The sequence below is a fragment of the Pedobacter segetis genome (genome assembly GCF_016623585.1).
Classification (GTDB): domain Bacteria; phylum Bacteroidota; class Bacteroidia; order Sphingobacteriales; family Sphingobacteriaceae; genus Pseudopedobacter; species Pseudopedobacter segetis.
Window position 1 is genome coordinate 1 of sequence record NZ_JAEHFY010000030.1, and the last position, 18,548, is coordinate 18,548.

At 34.9% G+C, this 18,548-nt stretch carries 19 protein-coding genes; 11 read left to right on the forward strand and 8 right to left on the reverse strand.

Going from position 1 to position 18,548, the window contains the following annotated elements:
• Window positions 1-133: 133 nt before the first annotated feature.
• The gene (alaS, locus tag I5M32_RS15645) at window positions 134-2,731 is read right to left on the reverse strand and encodes an alanine--tRNA ligase (RefSeq protein WP_200588042.1); all 2,598 of its coding nucleotides are present in this window, start codon (window positions 2,729-2,731) and stop codon (window positions 134-136) included.
• A 308-nt stretch (window positions 2,732-3,039) separates the two neighbouring features.
• Complete coding sequence (locus tag I5M32_RS15650) at window positions 3,040-4,239, reverse strand: BaiN/RdsA family NAD(P)/FAD-dependent oxidoreductase (protein ID WP_200588011.1); 1,200 nt, start codon at window positions 4,237-4,239, stop codon at window positions 3,040-3,042.
• A gap of 120 nt (window positions 4,240-4,359) precedes the next feature.
• Between I5M32_RS15650 and I5M32_RS15655 the strand changes: the two genes are divergently transcribed.
• The 4 genes from I5M32_RS15655 to I5M32_RS15670 all read left to right on the forward strand — a co-directional run bounded on the left by I5M32_RS15655 (window position 4,360) and on the right by I5M32_RS15670 (window position 7,366).
• On the forward strand, window positions 4,360-4,935 hold the full coding sequence (locus tag I5M32_RS15655) for an NADH-quinone oxidoreductase subunit A (protein WP_200588013.1): 576 nt from the start codon (window positions 4,360-4,362) through the stop codon (window positions 4,933-4,935).
• Window positions 4,932-5,414, forward strand: a complete 483-nt coding sequence (locus I5M32_RS15660) for an NADH-quinone oxidoreductase subunit B (protein WP_200588015.1) — start codon at window positions 4,932-4,934, stop codon at window positions 5,412-5,414. Before I5M32_RS15655 ends, I5M32_RS15660 begins: the two co-directional genes overlap by 4 nt.
• Window positions 5,415-5,681: 267 nt before the next feature.
• Window positions 5,682-6,704 (forward strand): Holliday junction branch migration DNA helicase RuvB, encoded by a 1,023-nt coding sequence (gene ruvB / locus I5M32_RS15665; RefSeq protein WP_200588017.1) that lies wholly within the window; start codon window positions 5,682-5,684, stop codon window positions 6,702-6,704.
• A 26-nt stretch (window positions 6,705-6,730) separates the two neighbouring features.
• On the forward strand, window positions 6,731-7,366 hold the full coding sequence (locus I5M32_RS15670; RefSeq protein ID WP_200588019.1) for a hypothetical protein: 636 nt from the start codon (window positions 6,731-6,733) through the stop codon (window positions 7,364-7,366).
• Window positions 7,367-7,503: 137 nt separating this feature from the next.
• Here the strand turns inward: I5M32_RS15670 and I5M32_RS15675 are convergent, their stop codons facing one another.
• The 3 genes from I5M32_RS15675 to I5M32_RS15685 all read right to left on the reverse strand — a co-directional run bounded on the left by I5M32_RS15675 (window position 7,504) and on the right by I5M32_RS15685 (window position 10,829).
• Window positions 7,504-7,989 carry a hypothetical protein gene (locus I5M32_RS15675; protein WP_200588021.1) on the reverse strand — a complete coding sequence of 162 codons (486 nt, stop codon included), beginning with the start codon at window positions 7,987-7,989 and terminating at the stop codon, window positions 7,504-7,506.
• 97 nt (window positions 7,990-8,086) lie between these two features.
• On the reverse strand, window positions 8,087-10,450 hold the full coding sequence (locus I5M32_RS15680) for an endonuclease MutS2 (RefSeq protein ID WP_200588022.1): 2,364 nt from the start codon (window positions 10,448-10,450) through the stop codon (window positions 8,087-8,089).
• Window positions 10,431-10,829: a DUF4296 domain-containing protein gene (locus I5M32_RS15685; RefSeq protein WP_200588023.1), complete on the reverse strand. Its 399-nt coding sequence runs from the start codon at window positions 10,827-10,829 to the stop codon at window positions 10,431-10,433. Before I5M32_RS15685 ends, I5M32_RS15680 begins: the two co-directional genes overlap by 20 nt.
• 102 nt (window positions 10,830-10,931) lie before the next feature.
• On the opposite strand from I5M32_RS15685, the gene I5M32_RS15690 reads away from it, so the two are divergent.
• Genes I5M32_RS15690 through I5M32_RS15710 form a run of 5 tightly spaced genes read left to right on the forward strand, consistent with a single transcriptional unit; the run spans window position 10,932 to window position 15,347 of the window.
• On the forward strand, window positions 10,932-11,627 hold the full coding sequence (locus I5M32_RS15690; RefSeq protein WP_200588024.1) for a YggS family pyridoxal phosphate-dependent enzyme: 696 nt from the start codon (window positions 10,932-10,934) through the stop codon (window positions 11,625-11,627).
• A complete protein-coding gene (locus I5M32_RS15695; protein WP_200588025.1) occupies window positions 11,627-12,094 on the forward strand; it encodes a GNAT family N-acetyltransferase in 468 nt (155 codons plus the stop codon). The genes I5M32_RS15690 and I5M32_RS15695 overlap by 1 nt, the downstream gene beginning before the upstream one ends.
• A 1-nt stretch (window position 12,095) precedes the next feature.
• Window positions 12,096-12,917 carry a DUF3298 and DUF4163 domain-containing protein gene (locus I5M32_RS15700; protein WP_200588026.1) on the forward strand — a complete coding sequence of 274 codons (822 nt, stop codon included), beginning with the start codon at window positions 12,096-12,098 and terminating at the stop codon, window positions 12,915-12,917.
• The gene (locus tag I5M32_RS15705; protein WP_200588027.1) at window positions 12,917-14,173 is read left to right on the forward strand and encodes an aspartate kinase; all 1,257 of its coding nucleotides are present in this window, start codon (window positions 12,917-12,919) and stop codon (window positions 14,171-14,173) included. The genes I5M32_RS15700 and I5M32_RS15705 overlap by 1 nt, the downstream gene beginning before the upstream one ends.
• Window positions 14,166-15,347 (forward strand): THUMP-like domain-containing protein, encoded by a 1,182-nt coding sequence (locus I5M32_RS15710; protein ID WP_200588028.1) that lies wholly within the window; start codon window positions 14,166-14,168, stop codon window positions 15,345-15,347. Before I5M32_RS15705 ends, I5M32_RS15710 begins: the two co-directional genes overlap by 8 nt.
• 97 nt (window positions 15,348-15,444) lie before the next feature.
• Here the strand turns inward: I5M32_RS15710 and arfB are convergent, their stop codons facing one another.
• Entirely contained in the window at window positions 15,445-15,852 is a 408-nt protein-coding gene (gene arfB, locus I5M32_RS15715) for an alternative ribosome rescue aminoacyl-tRNA hydrolase ArfB (protein WP_200588030.1), read from the reverse strand.
• A 24-nt stretch (window positions 15,853-15,876) separates the two neighbouring features.
• On the opposite strand from arfB, the gene porQ reads away from it, so the two are divergent.
• The gene (gene porQ, locus I5M32_RS15720) at window positions 15,877-16,917 is read left to right on the forward strand and encodes a type IX secretion system protein PorQ (protein ID WP_200588032.1); all 1,041 of its coding nucleotides are present in this window, start codon (window positions 15,877-15,879) and stop codon (window positions 16,915-16,917) included.
• A 43-nt stretch (window positions 16,918-16,960) separates the two neighbouring features.
• Window positions 16,961-17,638: a (d)CMP kinase gene (cmk, locus tag I5M32_RS15725; RefSeq protein ID WP_200588033.1), complete on the forward strand. Its 678-nt coding sequence runs from the start codon at window positions 16,961-16,963 to the stop codon at window positions 17,636-17,638.
• A 1-nt stretch (window position 17,639) separates the two neighbouring features.
• Here the strand turns inward: cmk and I5M32_RS15730 are convergent, their stop codons facing one another.
• On the reverse strand, window positions 17,640-17,855 hold the full coding sequence (locus tag I5M32_RS15730) for a hypothetical protein (RefSeq protein ID WP_200588034.1): 216 nt from the start codon (window positions 17,853-17,855) through the stop codon (window positions 17,640-17,642).
• Window positions 17,856-17,915: 60 nt separating this feature from the next.
• Window positions 17,916-18,377: a DoxX family protein gene (locus I5M32_RS15735; RefSeq protein ID WP_200588035.1), complete on the reverse strand. Its 462-nt coding sequence runs from the start codon at window positions 18,375-18,377 to the stop codon at window positions 17,916-17,918.
• Between the last annotated feature and the right edge of the window lie 171 nt (window positions 18,378-18,548).

Genomic DNA, 18,548 nt, shown 5'->3' on the forward strand with positions numbered 1-18,548 from the left:
TCTTATTAGCAGAGCCTTTTGACAGGTAGCTCTGCTTTAGTAATCGTTCTGATAAGTTGCTGAAATAAATTCAGCATCACTAAATCTAAAAACAAAATTAATGTTTACACGATTCGAACCCCAAGAACCAATTTTACTTCACAAAATTCTTAGCTTTCTCTAAAGCAATGCCCAATCCATCAACATTCTTACCACCTGCAGTTGCGTAAAATGGTTGGCCGCCGCCGCCGCCTTGAATTTCCTTTGCTAATTCCCTTACAATGTTCCCAGCATTCATTCCCTTTTCTTTTACCAAGTTTTCAGAGATCATAACGGTAAGTAAAGGTTTGCCGTCAATTTCAGCGGCTAAAACCAAATAGAGATTTTCTACAACATCTTTTAATTGATAAGCCAGATTTTTAATCGCTTCTGCATTAGGCAAAGCAACTGTTTCTGCGATGAAATTGATTCCGTTTATGGATTGAGCTTTAGCTTTTAAACCATCTTTTAATCTGGAAGCCTTTTCCATTACCGCTTTTTCAACTTCCTTTTTCAATCGATTATTTTCTTCCAATAAAACCTCTACAGATTTAGTGATATCATTAGGATTCTTTAACGCTTCCTTCAAGCTTTTAATCAATCCATCCTGATGGTGAATGAATTCTTCTGCTTTAATGGCCGTTATGGCCTCAATTCTTCTAACACCTGCTGCTACGGCACTTTCTGAAATGATCTTAAAATATCCAATTTGCCCAGTTGCAGCAACGTGTGTGCCACCGCAAAGTTCTTTAGAATAGCCTTCTCCAAAAGTGATTACACGTACAAAATCGCCGTATTTCTCGCCAAACAAAGCAGTTACGCCACTATCCAAAGCTTGTTGGTAAGGCACATTTCTTTCTTCTTTTAAAACGATGTTTTCTCTAATTTTTTCGTTAACAATCCCCTCAATTTGTTTTATTTCCTCATCTGTAACCTTAGAGAAATGAGAGAAATCGAAACGTAAAATATCCTCATTTACCAAACTTCCTTTTTGGTTTACGTGGTTACCCAAAACCATCTTTAAAGCTGCATGTAAAAGGTGAGTTGAAGAATGGTTATTTTCTGTCAGGATTCTTTTTTGGGCATCAACTCTTGCCAAAAACTTAGTTTCTAAATTGTTTGGTAATTGCTCTACAAAATGGATGATCAATCCGTTTTCTTTTTTTGTATCGATGATTTTAATTTCTTCGACCTCTCCTATCAATAATCCAGCATCACCAACTTGTCCGCCGCTTTCTGCGTAAAATGGAGTGCGGTCTAAAACCAACTGAAACTGCTCTTTTCCCTTTGTGGTTACTTTACGGTATTTTAATATTTGTGAATGAACTTTTAAATCATCGTAACCTACAAAATCCACTTCTTCTCCCTCATTTACTACTATCCAATCTCCAGCATCAATTGCTGTTGCCGCCCTTGAGCGTTTTTTTTGTTTTTGGAGTTCTGCTTCAAAGCCTTCCATATCAACGGTAAGACCTTTTTCACGAGCCATCAATTCGGTTAAATCTATCGGAAAACCGAAAGTGTCGTATAGTTCAAAAGCTTTCTCAGCAGTAATTTCATCCATTTTTTCAAAACGAGTGATACCGTTTTCCAAAGTTCTCAAAAAACTATTTTCCTCTTCTAAAACAACTTTTTGCACAAAATCTTTCTGAGAATACAACTCATCAAAAACCCCTTTAAACTGCTCAGCCAAAAGCAAAACCAATTGATTTAAAAATGGTTCTTTTAGGTTTAAGTATTGATAAGCATAACGAACCGCTCTTCTCAAAATCCTACGAATCACATATCCTGCTTTATTGTTGGAAGGTAATTGACCATCTGCAATAGCAAAAGCAATCGCTCTGATATGATCAGCCATTACTCGCATGGCAATGTCAGTTTTTTCCTCTTTACCGTAAGCTAGACCGCTTTTTTCAGAAATAAACTGGATCATCGGTTGGAAAACATCCGTATCGTAATTAGATGTTTTGTTTTGGATAATCCGCACCAAACGCTCAAAACCCATCCCTGTATCTACATGTTGTGCAGGTAAGGTTTTTAGCGAACCATCTTTCTGCCGGTTGTATTGCATAAAAACGTTGTTCCAAATCTCGATAACCAATGGGTCATCTGCATTTACCAATGCTGCACCGCTAACTTTTGCTCTATCTTCCTCGCTTCTACTATCAAAATGAATTTCAGAACATGGGCCGCATGGGCCAGTCTCGCCCATTTCCCAAAAATTATCTTTCTTGTTTCCTAACAAGATTTTATCCTCATCTACAAATTGTTTCCAAAAGTCATAAGCTTCTTGGTCTTTTACCAAACCTTCTTTCTCGTCGCCTTCAAAAATGGTAACGTACAACCTGTCTTTTGGCAATTTGTAAACTTCGGTCAGTAATTCCCAGCTCCAAGCAATGGCTTCTTTCTTAAAATAGTCGCCAAAACTCCAATTACCCAACATCTCAAACATGGTATGATGATAGGTATCGATACCAACTTCCTCTAAATCGTTATGCTTTCCAGAAACACGTAAACAACGTTGTGTATCTGCAACACGGGGATATTTGATGGCCGCTTCGCCCAAAAACAAGTCTTTAAACTGGTTCATCCCAGCGTTGGTAAACATCAATGTCGGGTCGTTTTTAACAACTATAGGTGCAGAAGGAACAATCTGATGTCCTTTTGATTTAAAAAAGTCTAAAAATTGCTGACGAATTTGTTGTGCGGTCATACTCATAAGCCGCAAATATAAGGAGATTAAGAAATTTTAATATGATTTTTAGAGGGAATGTTTAGATGGTGATTTTAGATATTGTAAATTTTGAGTTTATTACTTTTCTAAACAAAAGTGCTATTAAAAAAATTGTCTTATTGTAACATCATACCAACAATAGGAAGCATATCACTTGCAGAGTTGCCATTCTAGCTGAATCTGCTTATGTGATATTTATTATCATTTGAGACATATTGCAGCTTTTTTAATATTATCATATTTAGAACCTAAATACTAGAAAGCTTAGATGATTTATGAGATACAAATTAAATATTTTGAGCTATCACAAACCCACAAGCCCAAGCCCATTGAAAGTTATATCCGCCTAGCCAGCCAGTTACATCCACACATTCGCCACCAAAATACAGACCAGCAACTTTTCTAGACTCTAGGGTTTTAGAAGAAAGCTCATTGGTATCAACACCACCACGCATTACTTCTGCTTTGTCATAACCTTTATCGCCAGCAGGTTTCACTTTAAAATGATGGATAAACTCTGAAATAGTTATAAAATCTTCTTTGGTTAATGATGCTAAATTTTTTGAAGTTGGAATTAGTGAAGCAATTGCATCTACAAATTTTTTGGTATAAAACCGATTTAAGAAATTACCCAATGTTTTTTTACCGTTGATGCTCCGCTCCTGCTCAATCAGTTCTATGATGTTTTGATGAGGTAACAGATCAATCTCGATTTTCATTCCCGGTTTCCAATAAGAAGAAATTTGAAGTATTGCCGGCCCGCTTAAACCCCAATGCGTAAAAAGAATATTCTCTTCAAAACTGATTTCATCATTGCTTGCTATTGCTTTAATTGAGTTTCCAGATAAACTAGCGTACCACGCTTCCTCTTTGCCTGTAATGGTTAATGGTACTAAAGCGGGGGCAGTTTGGTGAATATTTAATCCAAATTGTTTGGCAATTTTTAGGGAAAAATCCGTTGCTCCCATTTTTGCTATCGGTAAACCGCCGCTTGCCATAACTACATTTGGAGCCTTTATTTTATTGATTTTTCCATGCTGTTCATAAGAAATTTCAAAACCATCAGTTGTTTTTTCAACCGATTTAACATCAGCGCTAAGCGTAATTTTTTGATCTAATTGCTCACATAAATCAATGAAAATATTTACGATATCCTTTGCTTTATTGCTTGTTGGAAATAGCTGACCCAAGGTTTTTTCTTGCCCAATAATTCCATAGGTCTCAAAAAACGAAATGGAATCGTCAACCGTCCATTGTGATAATGCCGATTTTGAGAAATGCGGATTGTTGGAGATAAAGTTTTGATGATCAGTGTAAAGGTTGGTGTAATTGCACCTTCCACCACCAGAAATCAATATTTTTGCGCCTACTTGATGGTTTTTTTCTAAGATTAAAGTCCTTTTTCCTAAATAACCTGCTTGTACGGCACACATTAATCCACAAGCGCCACCACCAATAATTATAGCATCCAATTCGGGTTTAATCATTTGGCAAAAGTGGAAATTTATTATGATTTTTAACCACAAAGAATACAGCGTTTTTTACAAAGCGAACGTTACAGCAAAAATAAATCTCCTTTTAATTACCCAATTATTAACTTTGGGGGCATGGCAGAAACTAATATGCTCACAGAATTTGGAAAAGTGTTGATTTTTATCATTACCGGGCTTTTGGCTGTGGGTTTTGCGTTTTTCGTAAATAAACTGATTGCTCCGCATAAACCAAACCCCGAAAAAAACAGTTCTTACGAGTGTGGGGAAGAAACCATCGGCAATTCTTGGATACAGTTTAACAGTCGTTTTTATGTTATTGCATTGATATTTTTATTGTTTGATGTAGAAATGGTTTTTGTGTTCCCATGGGCAACCATCTTTGCGGATAAAACTTTGATTGCCCAAGATGCCCGCTGGGGATGGCTGGCCTTTACAGAAATGTTGGTTTTTATCGGCATTTTATTGTTGGGCTTGGTTTACGTATGGAAGAAAAAGGATTTAGAATGGATCAAACCTTCTCTTTTTATCCCAAAAACAGATTCTAAAATACCTTTGGAAGCTTATCAAAATATAAATAAAGAAAAATATATCCCTTTTAAAAATAAGTTGGCTTACGCCGATAAACCTTTAGAAACGGAAGCACAAACCATTGCCAAACCGAAGTTTACACCAAGATTTAAAAAAGCATGAGTTTAGAAAGGCAATTAGAAAACACGGGTGTTGTGGTTACCAAGCTTGATGATTTGATGAATTGGGCAAGGCTTTCTTCTTTATGGCCCTTGAGTTTTGGCTTGGCCTGTTGCGCCATTGAAATGATGGGTTCTATGGCCTCTAATTTTGATTTAGACAGGTTTGGGGTTTTCCCAAGGCCCTCGCCGAGGCAAGCTGATGTGATCATTATTGCAGGTACGGTTACTTTTAAAATGGCAGAACGTATTAAAAGATTATATGAGCAAATGCCCGAACCTAAGTATGTGATTTCTATGGGTTCTTGTTCTAATTGTGGCGGCCCCTATTGGGAACACGGTTACCATGTTGTTAAAGGAGTTGATAGGATAATTCCGGTAGATATTTATGTTCAGGGTTGCCCACCACGCCCAGAAGCATTGATCGGTGGTATTTTAGAATTACAAAAATTGATTGAAAAAGAAGTTTTGAGTAAAGTTTAACTCCAGAAGAGCGATATGATGGTAACCCAATGGAAGGCAATATATTTTGTATTTTTAGTTTTTTAGCGTTAACGATTGAAGTGGCATCCTTTTTTGCTTTTTCTGCAAAAAAGATATAACGGAAAGCGTTTTAAAACGCCCAAATCAAACATTTTTTATATTTGAATATAATCTAATTAACTCTAATAATCAAATAAAAAACTATTCATTTTATATTTCATTTATAAAACTATTAAAACAAAAAAGCCTTTTTACTACCTTAATCCCATGAACGAGAATTTAGATCCTAATACAGAAAGTTTAACACCAAGCGATAAGGAAATCGAAAAAGTGCTTAGGCCACAAGAGTTTGAGGATTTTACGGGGCAGGAAAAGATTTTAGAAAACTTGAGGATATTTGTAAAGGCAGCAAAACTACGTGGCGAAGCACTAGACCATGTGCTCTTACATGGCCCGCCGGGATTAGGAAAAACCACGCTTTCACATATTATTGCCAATGAAATGGGTGTTGGGATTAAAATTACCAGCGGCCCCGTTTTAGATAAACCGGGAGATCTAGCCGGTTTACTTACAAATTTAGAAACAGGCGACATCCTTTTTATCGATGAAATTCATCGGTTAAGTCCTTTGGTTGAAGAATATTTGTATTCTGCCATGGAAGATTTTAAGATCGATATTATGTTAGAAACCGGGCCAAACGCAAGGTCGGTACAAATATCTTTAAACCCTTTTACTTTGGTTGGTGCAACCACACGTTCGGGTTTATTAACATCGCCTTTGAGGGCAAGGTTTGGGATTAATTCCCGACTTCAATATTACGACGCTAAATTACTGACCACCATTGTTTTAAGATCATCGAGTATTTTAAAAACTCCCATAACGGATGAGGCTGCTTACGAGATCGCCAGAAGAAGCAGGGGTACGCCACGTATTGCAAACGCACTTTTACGGCGCACAAGAGATTTTGCCCAAATTAAAGGAAACGGAAATATTGAAACCGAAATAGCAAAATATGCGTTAAATGCCTTAAATGTTGACGAACATGGTTTAGACGAAATGGACAACCGGATTTTATCTGCCATTATCGATAAATTTAAAGGTGGGCCAGTGGGCTTAAAAACCATAGCAACTGCCGTTGGAGAAGATGAGGGCACAATTGAAGAGGTTTATGAGCCTTTTTTGATACAAGAAGGCTATTTAATGAGAACATCGAGAGGCAGAGAGGCCACGGAAGCTGCATACAAACATTTAGGTAAACTAAAATTAGGCGGCACAGGTACGCTTTTTTAAAATAGATAATTATTATATTCGAAGCCATGCAAGAACACAATTTCGACGTTGATTATACCGTCCCATCAACCAAACAAAGAATAAAGATCAATAAAGATTTTATTGAAGTTAACGGAAATAAAATTGCCTGTACAGATGTTAAAGCGTTAAAATATGGTGTTTCTTTAATTGGTGGCGCTAAAAAACCAGAGAAAAAACATTATAATATTGATATACAAAGCCATAACGGAGAAAGCATAAGTATTAAATTTAGTTCTAACAAAGTTGAGGAACTTTTAGAAGAAGACCATACCTATTATTACATCATGTCGGGTTTATGGCAATATGTAAAAAAGCATTTAGTGAGCGAGTACATTGCTGCTTTAAACGAGAAAAAAGGTTTTGGAGTTGGTAATACCCAAGTTACCCACCAAGGTTTTATGATGACTTATACTTCTGGTTTTTTATTTTGGAAAAAAACCAAAACAGACTTGGTGCCTTGGAACGATGTTAAATATTACCTTAATAAGGGTATTTTACATATCAATAGCATCAGCGATAAGCGCAAAAAAGAAACGCTAAGCTTGCACAACGATTGGAATGCCGTGGTTTTAAATACTTTACTGCATTATTTATGGCAAGATCATCGTAAAGAAAAGCTTGCTAAAGGACAAGAGATTTAATTTTTGTCATCCCGTTAACCAGTGGGCTAATCAGGATCTTACTTGCAGAGCGATTTGCATTGTTGCTCATTGGATGAGATGCTGAATCCGCCTATTGGCGGACAGCATGACATTCATGTTTACCATACCAATCTTTTTTATAGTTGTGGAAGTCTTGGTAATATGTACATTAACATAATAACCATCGAAAAAATAATGTGGGCAAATATCAATTGATATAAAAAATTACCAACCTTAATAAACAATACATCGCTATAAACCAAAATGGTAATGTACCAAATTATACAGGCTATAATTCCGTTAATAATGCCTAAAATTATGGCGTTGTACCAAACAGGAGCAATTAAAAGGTAAACATATAATTGTACGGAGGTGAAAACGAAGCCCACTAAAAAATGGATAATGTATCCTGAAGTAATGCTTAACCATCTTGGCGAATCTTTTAGATGATGTTCAAACAGCTTGGCTAATAAATTGGGCTCCCTAAATTCTTTTTTGTAGAGATTAGCCATCAAAATACTAAAAACAGACATAGCCAATGTTGCAAGAATGGCAATAATCAGACATTCTTTAATGCTCCCCTGATAGCTTTCATTAAATAAAAGCGCATCGTTATTTTTCATTTGTAAGATATTTTTCAAGCTGATTAAAACAATAAGTGTTCCAACAGTTTTACCAAAAACCTTAATTTTTTTAAATTTTCATAAGGATTAAAAACACTTATTTTAAATAAACATAGGTAATGCCATCGCCACCCCTATCGGCATGCTCATCTTCCATTTTATTTACCTGAGGGTAACCGTTTAGGTAATTTCTAATCAATTTTCTTAAAATCCCGTCTCCTTTTCCATGGATGATCTTAAAATTGGAAAAACCAAACATTACGGCCCTATCAAAATATCTTTCTAATTCTGCAACGGCTTCTTCGCCCCTTTTTCCACGCAGATCAATTTCTGGAGAAAACGAAGCAGCGGTATCTGTATAAGATGATGTACCAAAAGTTTTGATTGCTTTAGGCACACTTTTATTGCTTACTTTTTCTACCCGCTTTCTCTTAACAACAGACCTTAACTCGCCGAAGGCAACTATCAAATTGTCTTTTGATATTTCTAAAACTTGGGCCAAATTTTCAGAATCCAACATTTTTACCCAATCGCCAACTATGATCTCTTCTTCTAATTTGGGTTTGGGCTTGTCTTGTTGTTTAACCTCAACCTTTTTGAGTTCTGATTGAAGATTGGCTCTTAAATTTTGGGTTGTTTCTTTGTCGGCTTTGGTTTCCTTTATCCCAGAAATGGTGTTTTCTATCAGTTTATTGGCGTTTTTTATGATTTGTTGCGCTTCTAATTTCGCTTCCCTCAATAAGTTCCTTTTATTTTCGTCGAAATAAGCCTTAAGTTTTTCATTTTCTGCTAAGAGCGAGTTGTTTTTTCTTCGTTGCCGGTCTAAATCTATTTTTGCTTCTAAAATTTCTTTCTTATCCCGTTCTAGATCAACTAATAAGGTATCTATTTTTCTTTGTTGAACGCTTATCTTGCTTTTTGCGAGTGCTATCAGTTTTGGCGAAAGACCAATTTTTTGGGCAATCTCGAAAGCATAAGAGCTACCGGGTTTCCCCATCTCTAGCATATAAGTTGGTTTTAGATTTACGTTATCAAAAATCATCGAACCGTTTTCTATGCCTTCGGCGTGGTTTGCGTAAAGTTTTAGGTTAGAATAATGCGTGGTAATTAAACCAAAGGATTTTTTATGGTTAATTTGCTCTAAAACGGCTTCGGCAATTGGGCCGCCAAAAAGAGGATCTGTACCGGTGCCAAACTCATCAATTAAAACCAATGTTTTTCCTGAAGTATGTTCTGTAAAATATTTCATTTTGGATAAATGGGCCGAGTAAGTACTCAAATCGCTTTCTATGGATTGATCATCGCCAATATCTGCAAAAATCTGTTTAAAAATCCCTATTTCAGATTCTGCGGCGGCTGGTATCAATAAACCGGCTTGTACCATAATTTGTAGCAGGCCAACGGTTTTCATAGCAACAGATTTACCGCCAGCGTTTGGTCCAGATACCAATAAAATCCTTAGGCCATCATCTAAATGGACATTTAACGGCACTACGCTTTTACCTAAATCTTTATGGTTTAACATTAATAAAGGATGTCTCGCGTTGATCAATTTTAAACGGGTTTCCTTTAAAATTATAGGCATTTCTGCATTTATCTGGGCTGCAAAAAGTGCTTTAGCCCTCACAAAATCTAACTTGGTTAAAAAACCATGGTAAGAAAGCAAAAGCGGAACATAAGGCCTCAATTGATCGGTTAGCTCTATTAAAATCCTGATGATTTCCCTTCGTTTGTCAAATTCTAAATCCCTAATTTTATTATTGAGACTAAAAACTTCTTCGGGTTCTATAAAAACGGTTTGCCCAGAAGCCGATTCATCGTGAACAAAACCTTTCAATTTTCTTTTATTTTCGGCTAAAATTGGAATACAAACCCTACCATCCCTTACCGTTAAACTCCCATCGGCAACCCAATTGTTCTGTTGGGCGTTTTTATAGATCTGATCGATCTTTTTTCTTGCCTCCTGCTCTGCTTTAGCAATAGAGCCGCTTATATCGGCCAATAATCTTGAAGCATTAGGCTTTATTTTTCCTTTAACATCAATTACCGCTTCAATATGTTTCAGTATGTTTTTCTCTATTGGCAAATGCTCAAACAGGGCTTCTAAATTAGGGTAAAGCCCGTTTCTTTCCTCAAAATATTTAATTACGGCAAAAACGGTTTGTAATGAACTATAAATCTGAAAAACTTCGTCCTCGACTAAAAAAGTGCCTTCGATCTTGGCTTTTTCGGCTAGTTTTTTAATATCAAAAAAACTTTGGATAGGTAAAGGTTGGTCGTTCTCTAGGATGTTTTTGAACTCTTGGGTTTGGCGCAAAAATTTATTTATCTGATCGTAGTTGCCCATAAATTGCATTTTATCAACCATGCCGCTACCCATCTCACTGATGCAAAAATTCTTGATCAAATTTTTAATATCCTCAAAACCAAGTTTTTGTAAGCTATTTTGAGGGTATATCATTCTTAAATACTTTTTTCCTTTTTATCAATTTTGTTTTTTTAATCATTTTCTTTCTTCTATCCTTTTGTAAATTGTTTAGGCTATCGGTTACCTTGGCATATATTTCTTTTAGCTCTTTGGCATTAAGACTGTAATATTTTAAACTTCTGGTAAACTTTGCAGAATCGATATTGTTTTTTTTGAAGATGTAATTATACCTTGTATGTGCCTCCCTTAACAAAGAATCTGGTTTAAAAACCTGACCAAGGTAAGCGTCTGTAATACCCATATCAAACAAAACGTTAACCATTTGGTCTTTATTTATAATTCCTTTTGGAGTTTCTTGTTGTTTGCATGAAAACAGAAAAAACAAACAAACTATAATTAATATTCTATTCATAATCAATATGTTATAATTTAATTTCAAGGTATTTACTTTAACATTCTTGTTCAATTAAATCATTCTTATTTTTGTAAAATAATTGGTTAAAATTACGCATAAATGAGCATTACAGATAATTTAAAAGCAATAAAGCAAGAGATAGAAAGCGTAAGCGTTAAATTGGTTGCCGTTTCTAAAACCAAACCTATTAAAGATTTAGAAGAGGCTTACCAAGCCGGACAAAGGATTTTTGGCGAAAACCAAGTTCAAGAACTGGTAGAAAAACACCAAAAACTACCCAAAGATATCCATTGGCACTTAATTGGGCATTTACAAACCAATAAAGTGAAATATATTGCCCCTTTTGTTTCATTGATCCATTCTGTTGATAGCCTTAAATTACTTCAAGAAATTGATAAACAGGCTAAAAAGAGCAATAGAGTGATTGATTGTTTATTGCAAATTTATATTGCAGACGAGGAGACAAAATACGGACTAGGTTTTGATGAGGCCATAGAATTATTAGAATCACAAGAATTTGCAGAGCTAACGAATATTAGGATCGTTGGTTTAATGGGAATTGCCACAAATACCCAAAACCAGAAACAGATAAAAGAAGAGTTTTACGAACTTAAAACCCTCTTTGATGGGATTAAGATCAGCTATTTTAAAAACCAAGATTCTTTTAGAGAAATTTCTATGGGCATGAGTGCCGATTATAAGATCGCGATTGAGCAAGGAAGCACCTTGGTACGTATCGGTAGCGATATTTTTGGCGAAAGAATAATCAAACACTTTAAAAACGAGGAAGAATAATGGAGATTTTCATCAGATACGCTTTAGAAAGCGATTGTGAAAGAATGTTAGAACTTATACATGAATTGGCATTATATGAAAAAGCCCCACATGAAGTTACCGTTTCTTTAACAGATTTTGTTGATGCGGGTTTTGGGCATAAACCTGTTTGGAAAGCCTACGTAGCCGAGGTTAACGGAAATATAGAAGGTTTTGCATTGTTTTATGTTAGATATTCTACTTGGAAAGGCTGCCGGCTTTATTTAGAAGATTTTATAGTAACAGAAAAAATGCGTGGGCAAGGGATCGGCAAGTTACTGTTTGATAAAACAATCGAAGAAGCAAAAGAAAACAATTACGCCGGCATGGTTTGGCAGGTATTAGATTGGAACCAGCCTGCGATAAACTTTTACAACAAGTATAATGCTGGTTTAGAAAGCGGCTGGATAAATGCCTCACTTTCTAAAGAACAAATAGAAAAATTTTAATATGAAAAACCCAATCCTAACCTTGATCTTTTTCACTCTTTTCGCCTGTCAAAACAATACAAATAACGGTTCAGGGAATTCTAAAGTAAAAGATTACATATCAATAAGCAATGATTCTCTTTTTTATGATCTTAAAACCTATGTACTTAATCCATTAAAGTGTGATACTTTAAATGATCTAAATTGCAAAGCCTACGTAAAGGCCATTTATCCTATTTTTAAAAACGATGCGCCTTTAAATAATTTTATCGACACTTTGATTGCTTCAAACCCTGCTCAAGATAAATCTAATTATATTGGTTTGGATAAAGCAGCAAAAGCATTTTTGCAAAATTATGCTGTCTTTAAAAAAGATTATCCTAAAGTTGCTGCGGGTTACGCTTGGGATCAAAAGATAAACGTTGCCAAACAAGACAGCTGTATTATTTCTTTTACGCACAGAATTTATATATACACGGCCGGCGCACATGGTTTAGAAACCTATTTATATTATAATTGGGATAAAAAAAACAACAAGGTTTTAAGATTAAACGATATTTTAGTAGCTAATTATAATGATGATTTAAGGAAGATCGCAGAGCAAATTTTTAGAAAAGACGAAAAATTATCTCCTTCACAAAGTTTGAATGGCTATTTCTTTGAAAACCAAAAATTTAAACTCAATAAAAATTTCTTGATCACCCCAAAAGGATTAAAATTCCTTTTTAATCCTTATGAAATAAAAGCTTATGCTTATGGGCAAACAAAACTATTGGTTCCTTATTCAAAGATCCAGGGTTTAATTAAGTCAAACGGTTGCTTATCAAAATATAAAACAAAATAATGCAGGTATTCAAATTTGGTGGTGCTTCTGTAAAAGATGCCGATGGGATTAAAAATTTAGCTAAAATAATTAAATCTAATCCTCAAGAAAATTTGTTGGTCGTAATTTCTGCGATGGGCAAAACTACCAATGCTTTAGAAAAACTGGCAATCAGTTATTTTGATCGGCAAGATGATGTGCACCAATTATTTGATGAAATTAAAAGCTATCATTTCACAATGCTTCACCAACTTTTTGAAGGCAACCACCCTGTATTTGATGAAATTGCGAACACTTTTGTAGAAATAGATTGGATAATTGAAGATGAACCGGTAGATCCTTTCGATTTTATCTATGATCAAATGGTTTCTATGGGAGAAATAGTTTCTAGCAGGATTGTTGGCCAATATCTAAATTTCATGGGTATAAAAACGCAATGGTTAGATGCCCGTTCTTACATCCAAACCGATAATACCTATCGCGATGCAAAAATAGATTGGGCCAAAACAGAAGATTTGATCCTCAAAAGCATCCCTAAAATACTAGAGAACCAAATTGCGATCACTCAGGGATTTATAGGCAATACATCAGAAAACTTTACCACCACTTTGGGCAGGGAAGGTTCTGATTTTACCGCAGCCATTTTCGCCTCTTGCCTAAACGCAAAAGATGTTACCGTTTGGAAAGATGTACCCGGTATATTAAACGCCGATCCAAAACTTTTTGATGATTGTATCAAATTTGATGAACTTTCATACCAAGAAGCGATTGAAATGACTTATTATGGTGCAACGGTTATCCATCCAAAAACCATCAAACCTCTACAAAACAAGCATATACCTTTATTTGTGAAGCCTTTTTTAGCTCCAAAACAGGCTGGTACAATCATCAAAGAAGCGCAAATAAATATTAATACCCCAATTATCATCGTTAAAAAAAACCAGGTTTTAATCACTTTAAATACCCGTGATCTTTCTTTTATCACAGAAAACCATTTAAGTGATATTTTTAAGGCTTTCGCCGAAGTGAATATAAAAGTGAATACGATGCAGATCTCTGCATTAAGTTTTTCTGCAAGTTTTGATCACAGAGAAGATAAATTTGAGGCTTTACAAAAGTTGATAAAAACGGATTTTGAATTAAAATTCAATACCGATTTAAAGCTAATTACCATCCGCCATGCTAATGAGAAAAGTATAGAAAAATATATAAAAGGTAATATTTATTTAGAACAACGCAGCAGAAACACCGCCCAATTTGTATTAAAAGATGAGTGATTTTAACCCCGAATTACTCCAAAAAAAAGTCCAAGATTTTATCAATAAAAATCTTAAGACCGATGTTACAAAATTGATCCTAAAAGGTTCCCCGTTCCCAAAGGTTTCTGTAAAAGAAATTGCCACACAAATTGAGGGGAAAAACCGCACAGAAAAAAAACTGCCCACTTGGTTTAAAACCGATGGGATTATTTATCCGCCAAAACTAAATTTAGAACAAACATCGTCAGAAATTACCGCAAAATACAAGGCGCAACTAATAAAAAATGGCGATTTGATTGATTTAACAGGAGGTTTCGGTGTAGATAGCATGGCTTTCGCCGATATGGCAAAAACTGTTTATCATTGCGAATTAGATGCCGAACTTTCTGCGATCGTGGCACAAAATGCCAAAGCATTTGGGAAAGATAACGTTCAATTTATCATCGGCGATAGCCAAAAATTTTTGAACCAAAGCAAAAAAACAAGCACCATTTATATTGATCCTTCACGCAGACAAGAAAACCAAAGGGTTTTTCTTTTTAAAGATTGCGAACCAAACGTGGTAGAAAACCAAGCCCTATACCTTAAAAAAGCAGATAAGGTTATTATTAAAGCTGCACCGATGTTAGATATTTCGGCAGGGTTAAAAGAGTTGGAGAATGTGGGCGAAGTACATATTGTGAGCGTAAATAACGAATGCAAAGAATTACTTTATGTATTAGAAAACAAACCGAAAACACCTTTAAAAGTTGTTTGCGCTTTATTAAACAAGCATCAAGAAAGAAAAATTACATTTGGTTTTGAGGACGAGAAAAACTTAGAAATTCAGTATTTCTCTGTGAAGCAATATTTTTATGAACCAGATGCCGCCATCTTAAAAAGTGGTTTTTTTAAATCTTTAACGCAAAAATTTAACGTTCAGAAAGTAAATGCCAATACGCATTTATATACTTCAGAAGAATTGGTAAAAGATTTCCCAGGGAAAGCCTTTAAGATATTGAAGATAATCAAGTTCAATAATTTTTCATCGGCGAAAGCCATAAAAAAAGCAAATATTGTAACCCGAAATTTTACTCTAAAACCAGAAGAAATAAAAAAGCAGTTTAAGATCAAAGATGGTGGCGATGATTTTTTATTCTTTTTTACAGATTATAAAGAACAACCAAAGGTGGTTTGGGCAAAGAAAATATGATTTACGAAGCAATATATCCCACAAACAGGTATTCTCATAACATATTAACCCTACAAATGTGATGTCTAGTTCCTCGAAATAACGTTTAATATGCTATTTAACCAAAATTACCGCCCCTATTAATTTTCTTAAGAGCTTGCTGGCGTTTTTGGTTTAATCTTTTTGCGATAGCAGCTTTGCTTGGTTTTGTTGCTTTTCTTGGTGTTTGTACGATCAAACTATTCTCTATTAAATGGATGGTCTTTTTTATGGCAATTTCTTTATTTCTCAATTGCGTACGGGCTTCTTCTGCAACAACTTGCAAAATATTTTCTTTGTTGATTTTATTTTTGAGCTTTTGCGAAATGATGTTTTTTTGCGCTTCAGAAAACAGCAGGGAATTTAAGAAACTCCAGTTCAGTTCTACCTTGGTTTCTACTTTATTTACGTTTTGCCCGCCTTTATCACCGCTCCTGGCCGTCTTAAAAGTGAACTCCTTTTCTAATTCTGTTACATCAATTTTCATAATTAAAGCTAAATTAGCGATGAAATGCGGAAAAACATTATTCTAGCTTTTTTATCTGTTTTGATGATCGATGTTGGCTATGCACAAACTGGCGGAAAGGGTGTTTTTAGGTTTTTAGATCTACCAAACTCGGCAAAAGTGGCTGCATTGGGGAGTGCGTTTCCTTTAGCAAATGAGTTAGAATTTACAGAAACCTTCAAAAATCCCTCTTTGATCTGTAAAGACCAAAGTGGCACAATCGCATTAAATTACAGCAATTACATCAGTGATATCAACTTTGGTTCTTTACAATATGGTTTAAAAATTAAGGATGAGGCATTAAGCTTGGGCCTAATGTATATCAACTACGGTAATTTTGAAGAAGCCGATGCCAATGGGAATTTAACAGGAAATACTTTTGGTGCGGCCGATTACCTGTTAAACGTTGGCTATGGCAAAAATTATAGACACAAGCTGTTTTATGGGGCAAACGCTAAGCTTATTTATGGCAATTATGAGAGTTATAGTTCTGTGGCTTTAGCTACGGATATTGCCATTTCTTATGTTGATACCTCAAAAAATATCTCTACTGGCTTAATTTTCAAAAATTTAGGTTATCAGATCAATGCCTTTGATCAAATTAGAGAGAATTTACCATTCGAGGTGAGCATCGCATTGGCAAAAAAACTGAAATATGCACCATTTAGGTTTCATCTAACTTATGATAACCTGCAAAAATTTGATTTAACCTATCAATATTCCCAAAACAACCAAGAAATAGACCTAATAACAGGAGAGCCCATTACTAATAGTTATAATTTGGTTGATAAACTAAGCAGGCACTTGACCTTGGGGACAGAGATACTGCTATCATCTGCTTTTAATTTGCAGGCTGCCTATAATTTTCAACGGAGTAAAGAATTAGGCATTACGGGTACTGGTGGGTTAGCGGGTTTATCTTTCGGCTTATCCTTAAAACTCAAAAAATTTAGTTTTGCTTATGCACATTCTTCATTAAACGCAGCCGGGGGCAACAATTATTTTTCTTTATTGCTGCTGCCAAATATTTTTAAAAATAAAAACTAATGGATTTTTGCCTTATCTTTTGATACAATTTTAACTTTGCATAATGGATAAGAATATTGTAGTTGCCATTGATGGTTATTCTTCTTGCGGTAAAAGTACTTTAGCAAAGGCGTTGGCCAAAAAACTACATTTCATTTATGTGGATAGTGGCGCTATGTACAGGGCCGTTACCTTATATTTTTTAAGAAACGAAACTAGCCTAAAAGATCACGATGTAATTATTGATGCCCTAGAGCATATCGATTTGAATTTTCACTCTAGGGATTACCAAACTCACATTCTATTAAACGGCGAAGAAGTAAGCGATGAAATTAGGCAGATGCCAGTTTCTGAGAATGTAAGTGCCATTGCTGCCATAAAAGAGGTAAGAATGCAAATGGTTAAAAAGCAGCAAAAAATGGGTAAGTCAAAAAATATAGTGATGGATGGTAGAGACATTGGAACTACCGTTTTTCCGAATGCCCAAATTAAATTCTTTATGACCGCAGACCCAAAAATTAGGGCAGAAAGACGCTACAATGAATTATCTATAAAAGGAGAAAAAGTAAGTTTAGAAGAGATTTTTGAAAACATTGCGCATAGGGATTTTCAAGATACAACAAGGGAAGAAAGCCCGTTGATTAGAGCAGATGATGCCATAATTTTAGATAACACCAACCTTACCGAACAACAACAACTAGAGTTTGCACTAGAAAAAATCAAACCTTTTTTAGCACTATAAATTACTTATTTTCTTGTGATCTGGGATGAGGATCATATTGCTGCTCATCTAAAGGCAAAGAGTGCGTATTAGAAGATGAAGGATGTTTATCAATCACATCTTTGATAGAAATCACATCTTTTTCGGGATGTTCTGTATGTTTTTCTTCTTTTTTAGAAGCTATAGAATCCTGATTTTTATCTTTAATTTTTTCTTCTTTTGATTGTTGGTTTTCCATAATGATATTTGTTTTAACAATCAATACAGAAACTATGCCTTATCCAAGAATAGAATTTATTTAAGCGATAAAAACCCCAAAATAATAAACCCAAGCCATGTATAAAACCTGCACCGGGATCCTGATCCAAAGATAAGCTAAACCCTTACCGGTAAAATTCTCTCGCTCTACGCTTACTTTTTTAATTGCAGCTATAATATTTGAGGGAACAATTGCCATTAAATACAACATAATAATTATAGCAACGGATTTGGATATTCCGTCAATTAAAAGCCCGGCTGCCATGGCAATCTCTAGATCACCGCTTACTAAAACTACTGTTCTTTTATAATTATCGTTAAAATTATCCGGTATGGTCAGTTCTAATCCTTCGGTATGTACAAAATGGATTAATGCGGTAAAAATCAACATCAAAGAAAATGATGCCTTTCCGCAAAAAGCGTATCCTATATGCCCAAACAATAAAAAATATACGCTGCAAAATATAACAAAGGTAGAAAGTAGAACGGCTAATGGTTTCATTAAACAATTAATGCTTAAGCCCTAAAATAAATTTAATTTTGAAATAAATTATTATTCTGGTGTATTTAATTTTAATCTTACCAACATAAATCATTAGATATTTTTTTTGGATGATTGCTTACAAAACTCTTATACTTATATTGCATTTCTCTTTTAAAATATCAATAATCT

What these genes read in the sequence shown, in the direction of transcription:
- alaS (WP_200588042.1), bottom strand. Translation starts at nt 2,731, where the DNA reads ATGACCGCACAACAAATTCGTCAGCAATTTTTAGACTTTTTTAAATCA.
- I5M32_RS15650 (WP_200588011.1), bottom strand. Translation starts at nt 4,239, where the DNA reads ATGATTAAACCCGAATTGGATGCTATAATTATTGGTGGTGGCGCTTGT.
- I5M32_RS15655 (WP_200588013.1), top strand. Translation starts at nt 4,360, where the DNA reads ATGGCAGAAACTAATATGCTCACAGAATTTGGAAAAGTGTTGATTTTT.
- I5M32_RS15660 (WP_200588015.1), top strand. Translation starts at nt 4,932, where the DNA reads ATGAGTTTAGAAAGGCAATTAGAAAACACGGGTGTTGTGGTTACCAAG.
- ruvB (WP_200588017.1), top strand. Translation starts at nt 5,682, where the DNA reads ATGAACGAGAATTTAGATCCTAATACAGAAAGTTTAACACCAAGCGAT.
- I5M32_RS15670 (WP_200588019.1), top strand. Translation starts at nt 6,731, where the DNA reads ATGCAAGAACACAATTTCGACGTTGATTATACCGTCCCATCAACCAAA.
- I5M32_RS15675 (WP_200588021.1), bottom strand. Translation starts at nt 7,989, where the DNA reads ATGAAAAATAACGATGCGCTTTTATTTAATGAAAGCTATCAGGGGAGC.
- I5M32_RS15680 (WP_200588022.1), bottom strand. Translation starts at nt 10,450, where the DNA reads ATGATATACCCTCAAAATAGCTTACAAAAACTTGGTTTTGAGGATATT.
- I5M32_RS15685 (WP_200588023.1), bottom strand. Translation starts at nt 10,829, where the DNA reads ATGAATAGAATATTAATTATAGTTTGTTTGTTTTTTCTGTTTTCATGC.
- I5M32_RS15690 (WP_200588024.1), top strand. Translation starts at nt 10,932, where the DNA reads ATGAGCATTACAGATAATTTAAAAGCAATAAAGCAAGAGATAGAAAGC.
- I5M32_RS15695 (WP_200588025.1), top strand. Translation starts at nt 11,627, where the DNA reads ATGGAGATTTTCATCAGATACGCTTTAGAAAGCGATTGTGAAAGAATG.
- I5M32_RS15700 (WP_200588026.1), top strand. Translation starts at nt 12,096, where the DNA reads ATGAAAAACCCAATCCTAACCTTGATCTTTTTCACTCTTTTCGCCTGT.
- I5M32_RS15705 (WP_200588027.1), top strand. Translation starts at nt 12,917, where the DNA reads ATGCAGGTATTCAAATTTGGTGGTGCTTCTGTAAAAGATGCCGATGGG.
- I5M32_RS15710 (WP_200588028.1), top strand. Translation starts at nt 14,166, where the DNA reads ATGAGTGATTTTAACCCCGAATTACTCCAAAAAAAAGTCCAAGATTTT.
- arfB (WP_200588030.1), bottom strand. Translation starts at nt 15,852, where the DNA reads ATGAAAATTGATGTAACAGAATTAGAAAAGGAGTTCACTTTTAAGACG.
- porQ (WP_200588032.1), top strand. Translation starts at nt 15,877, where the DNA reads ATGCGGAAAAACATTATTCTAGCTTTTTTATCTGTTTTGATGATCGAT.
- cmk (WP_200588033.1), top strand. Translation starts at nt 16,961, where the DNA reads ATGGATAAGAATATTGTAGTTGCCATTGATGGTTATTCTTCTTGCGGT.
- I5M32_RS15730 (WP_200588034.1), bottom strand. Translation starts at nt 17,855, where the DNA reads ATGGAAAACCAACAATCAAAAGAAGAAAAAATTAAAGATAAAAATCAG.
- I5M32_RS15735 (WP_200588035.1), bottom strand. Translation starts at nt 18,377, where the DNA reads ATGAAACCATTAGCCGTTCTACTTTCTACCTTTGTTATATTTTGCAGC.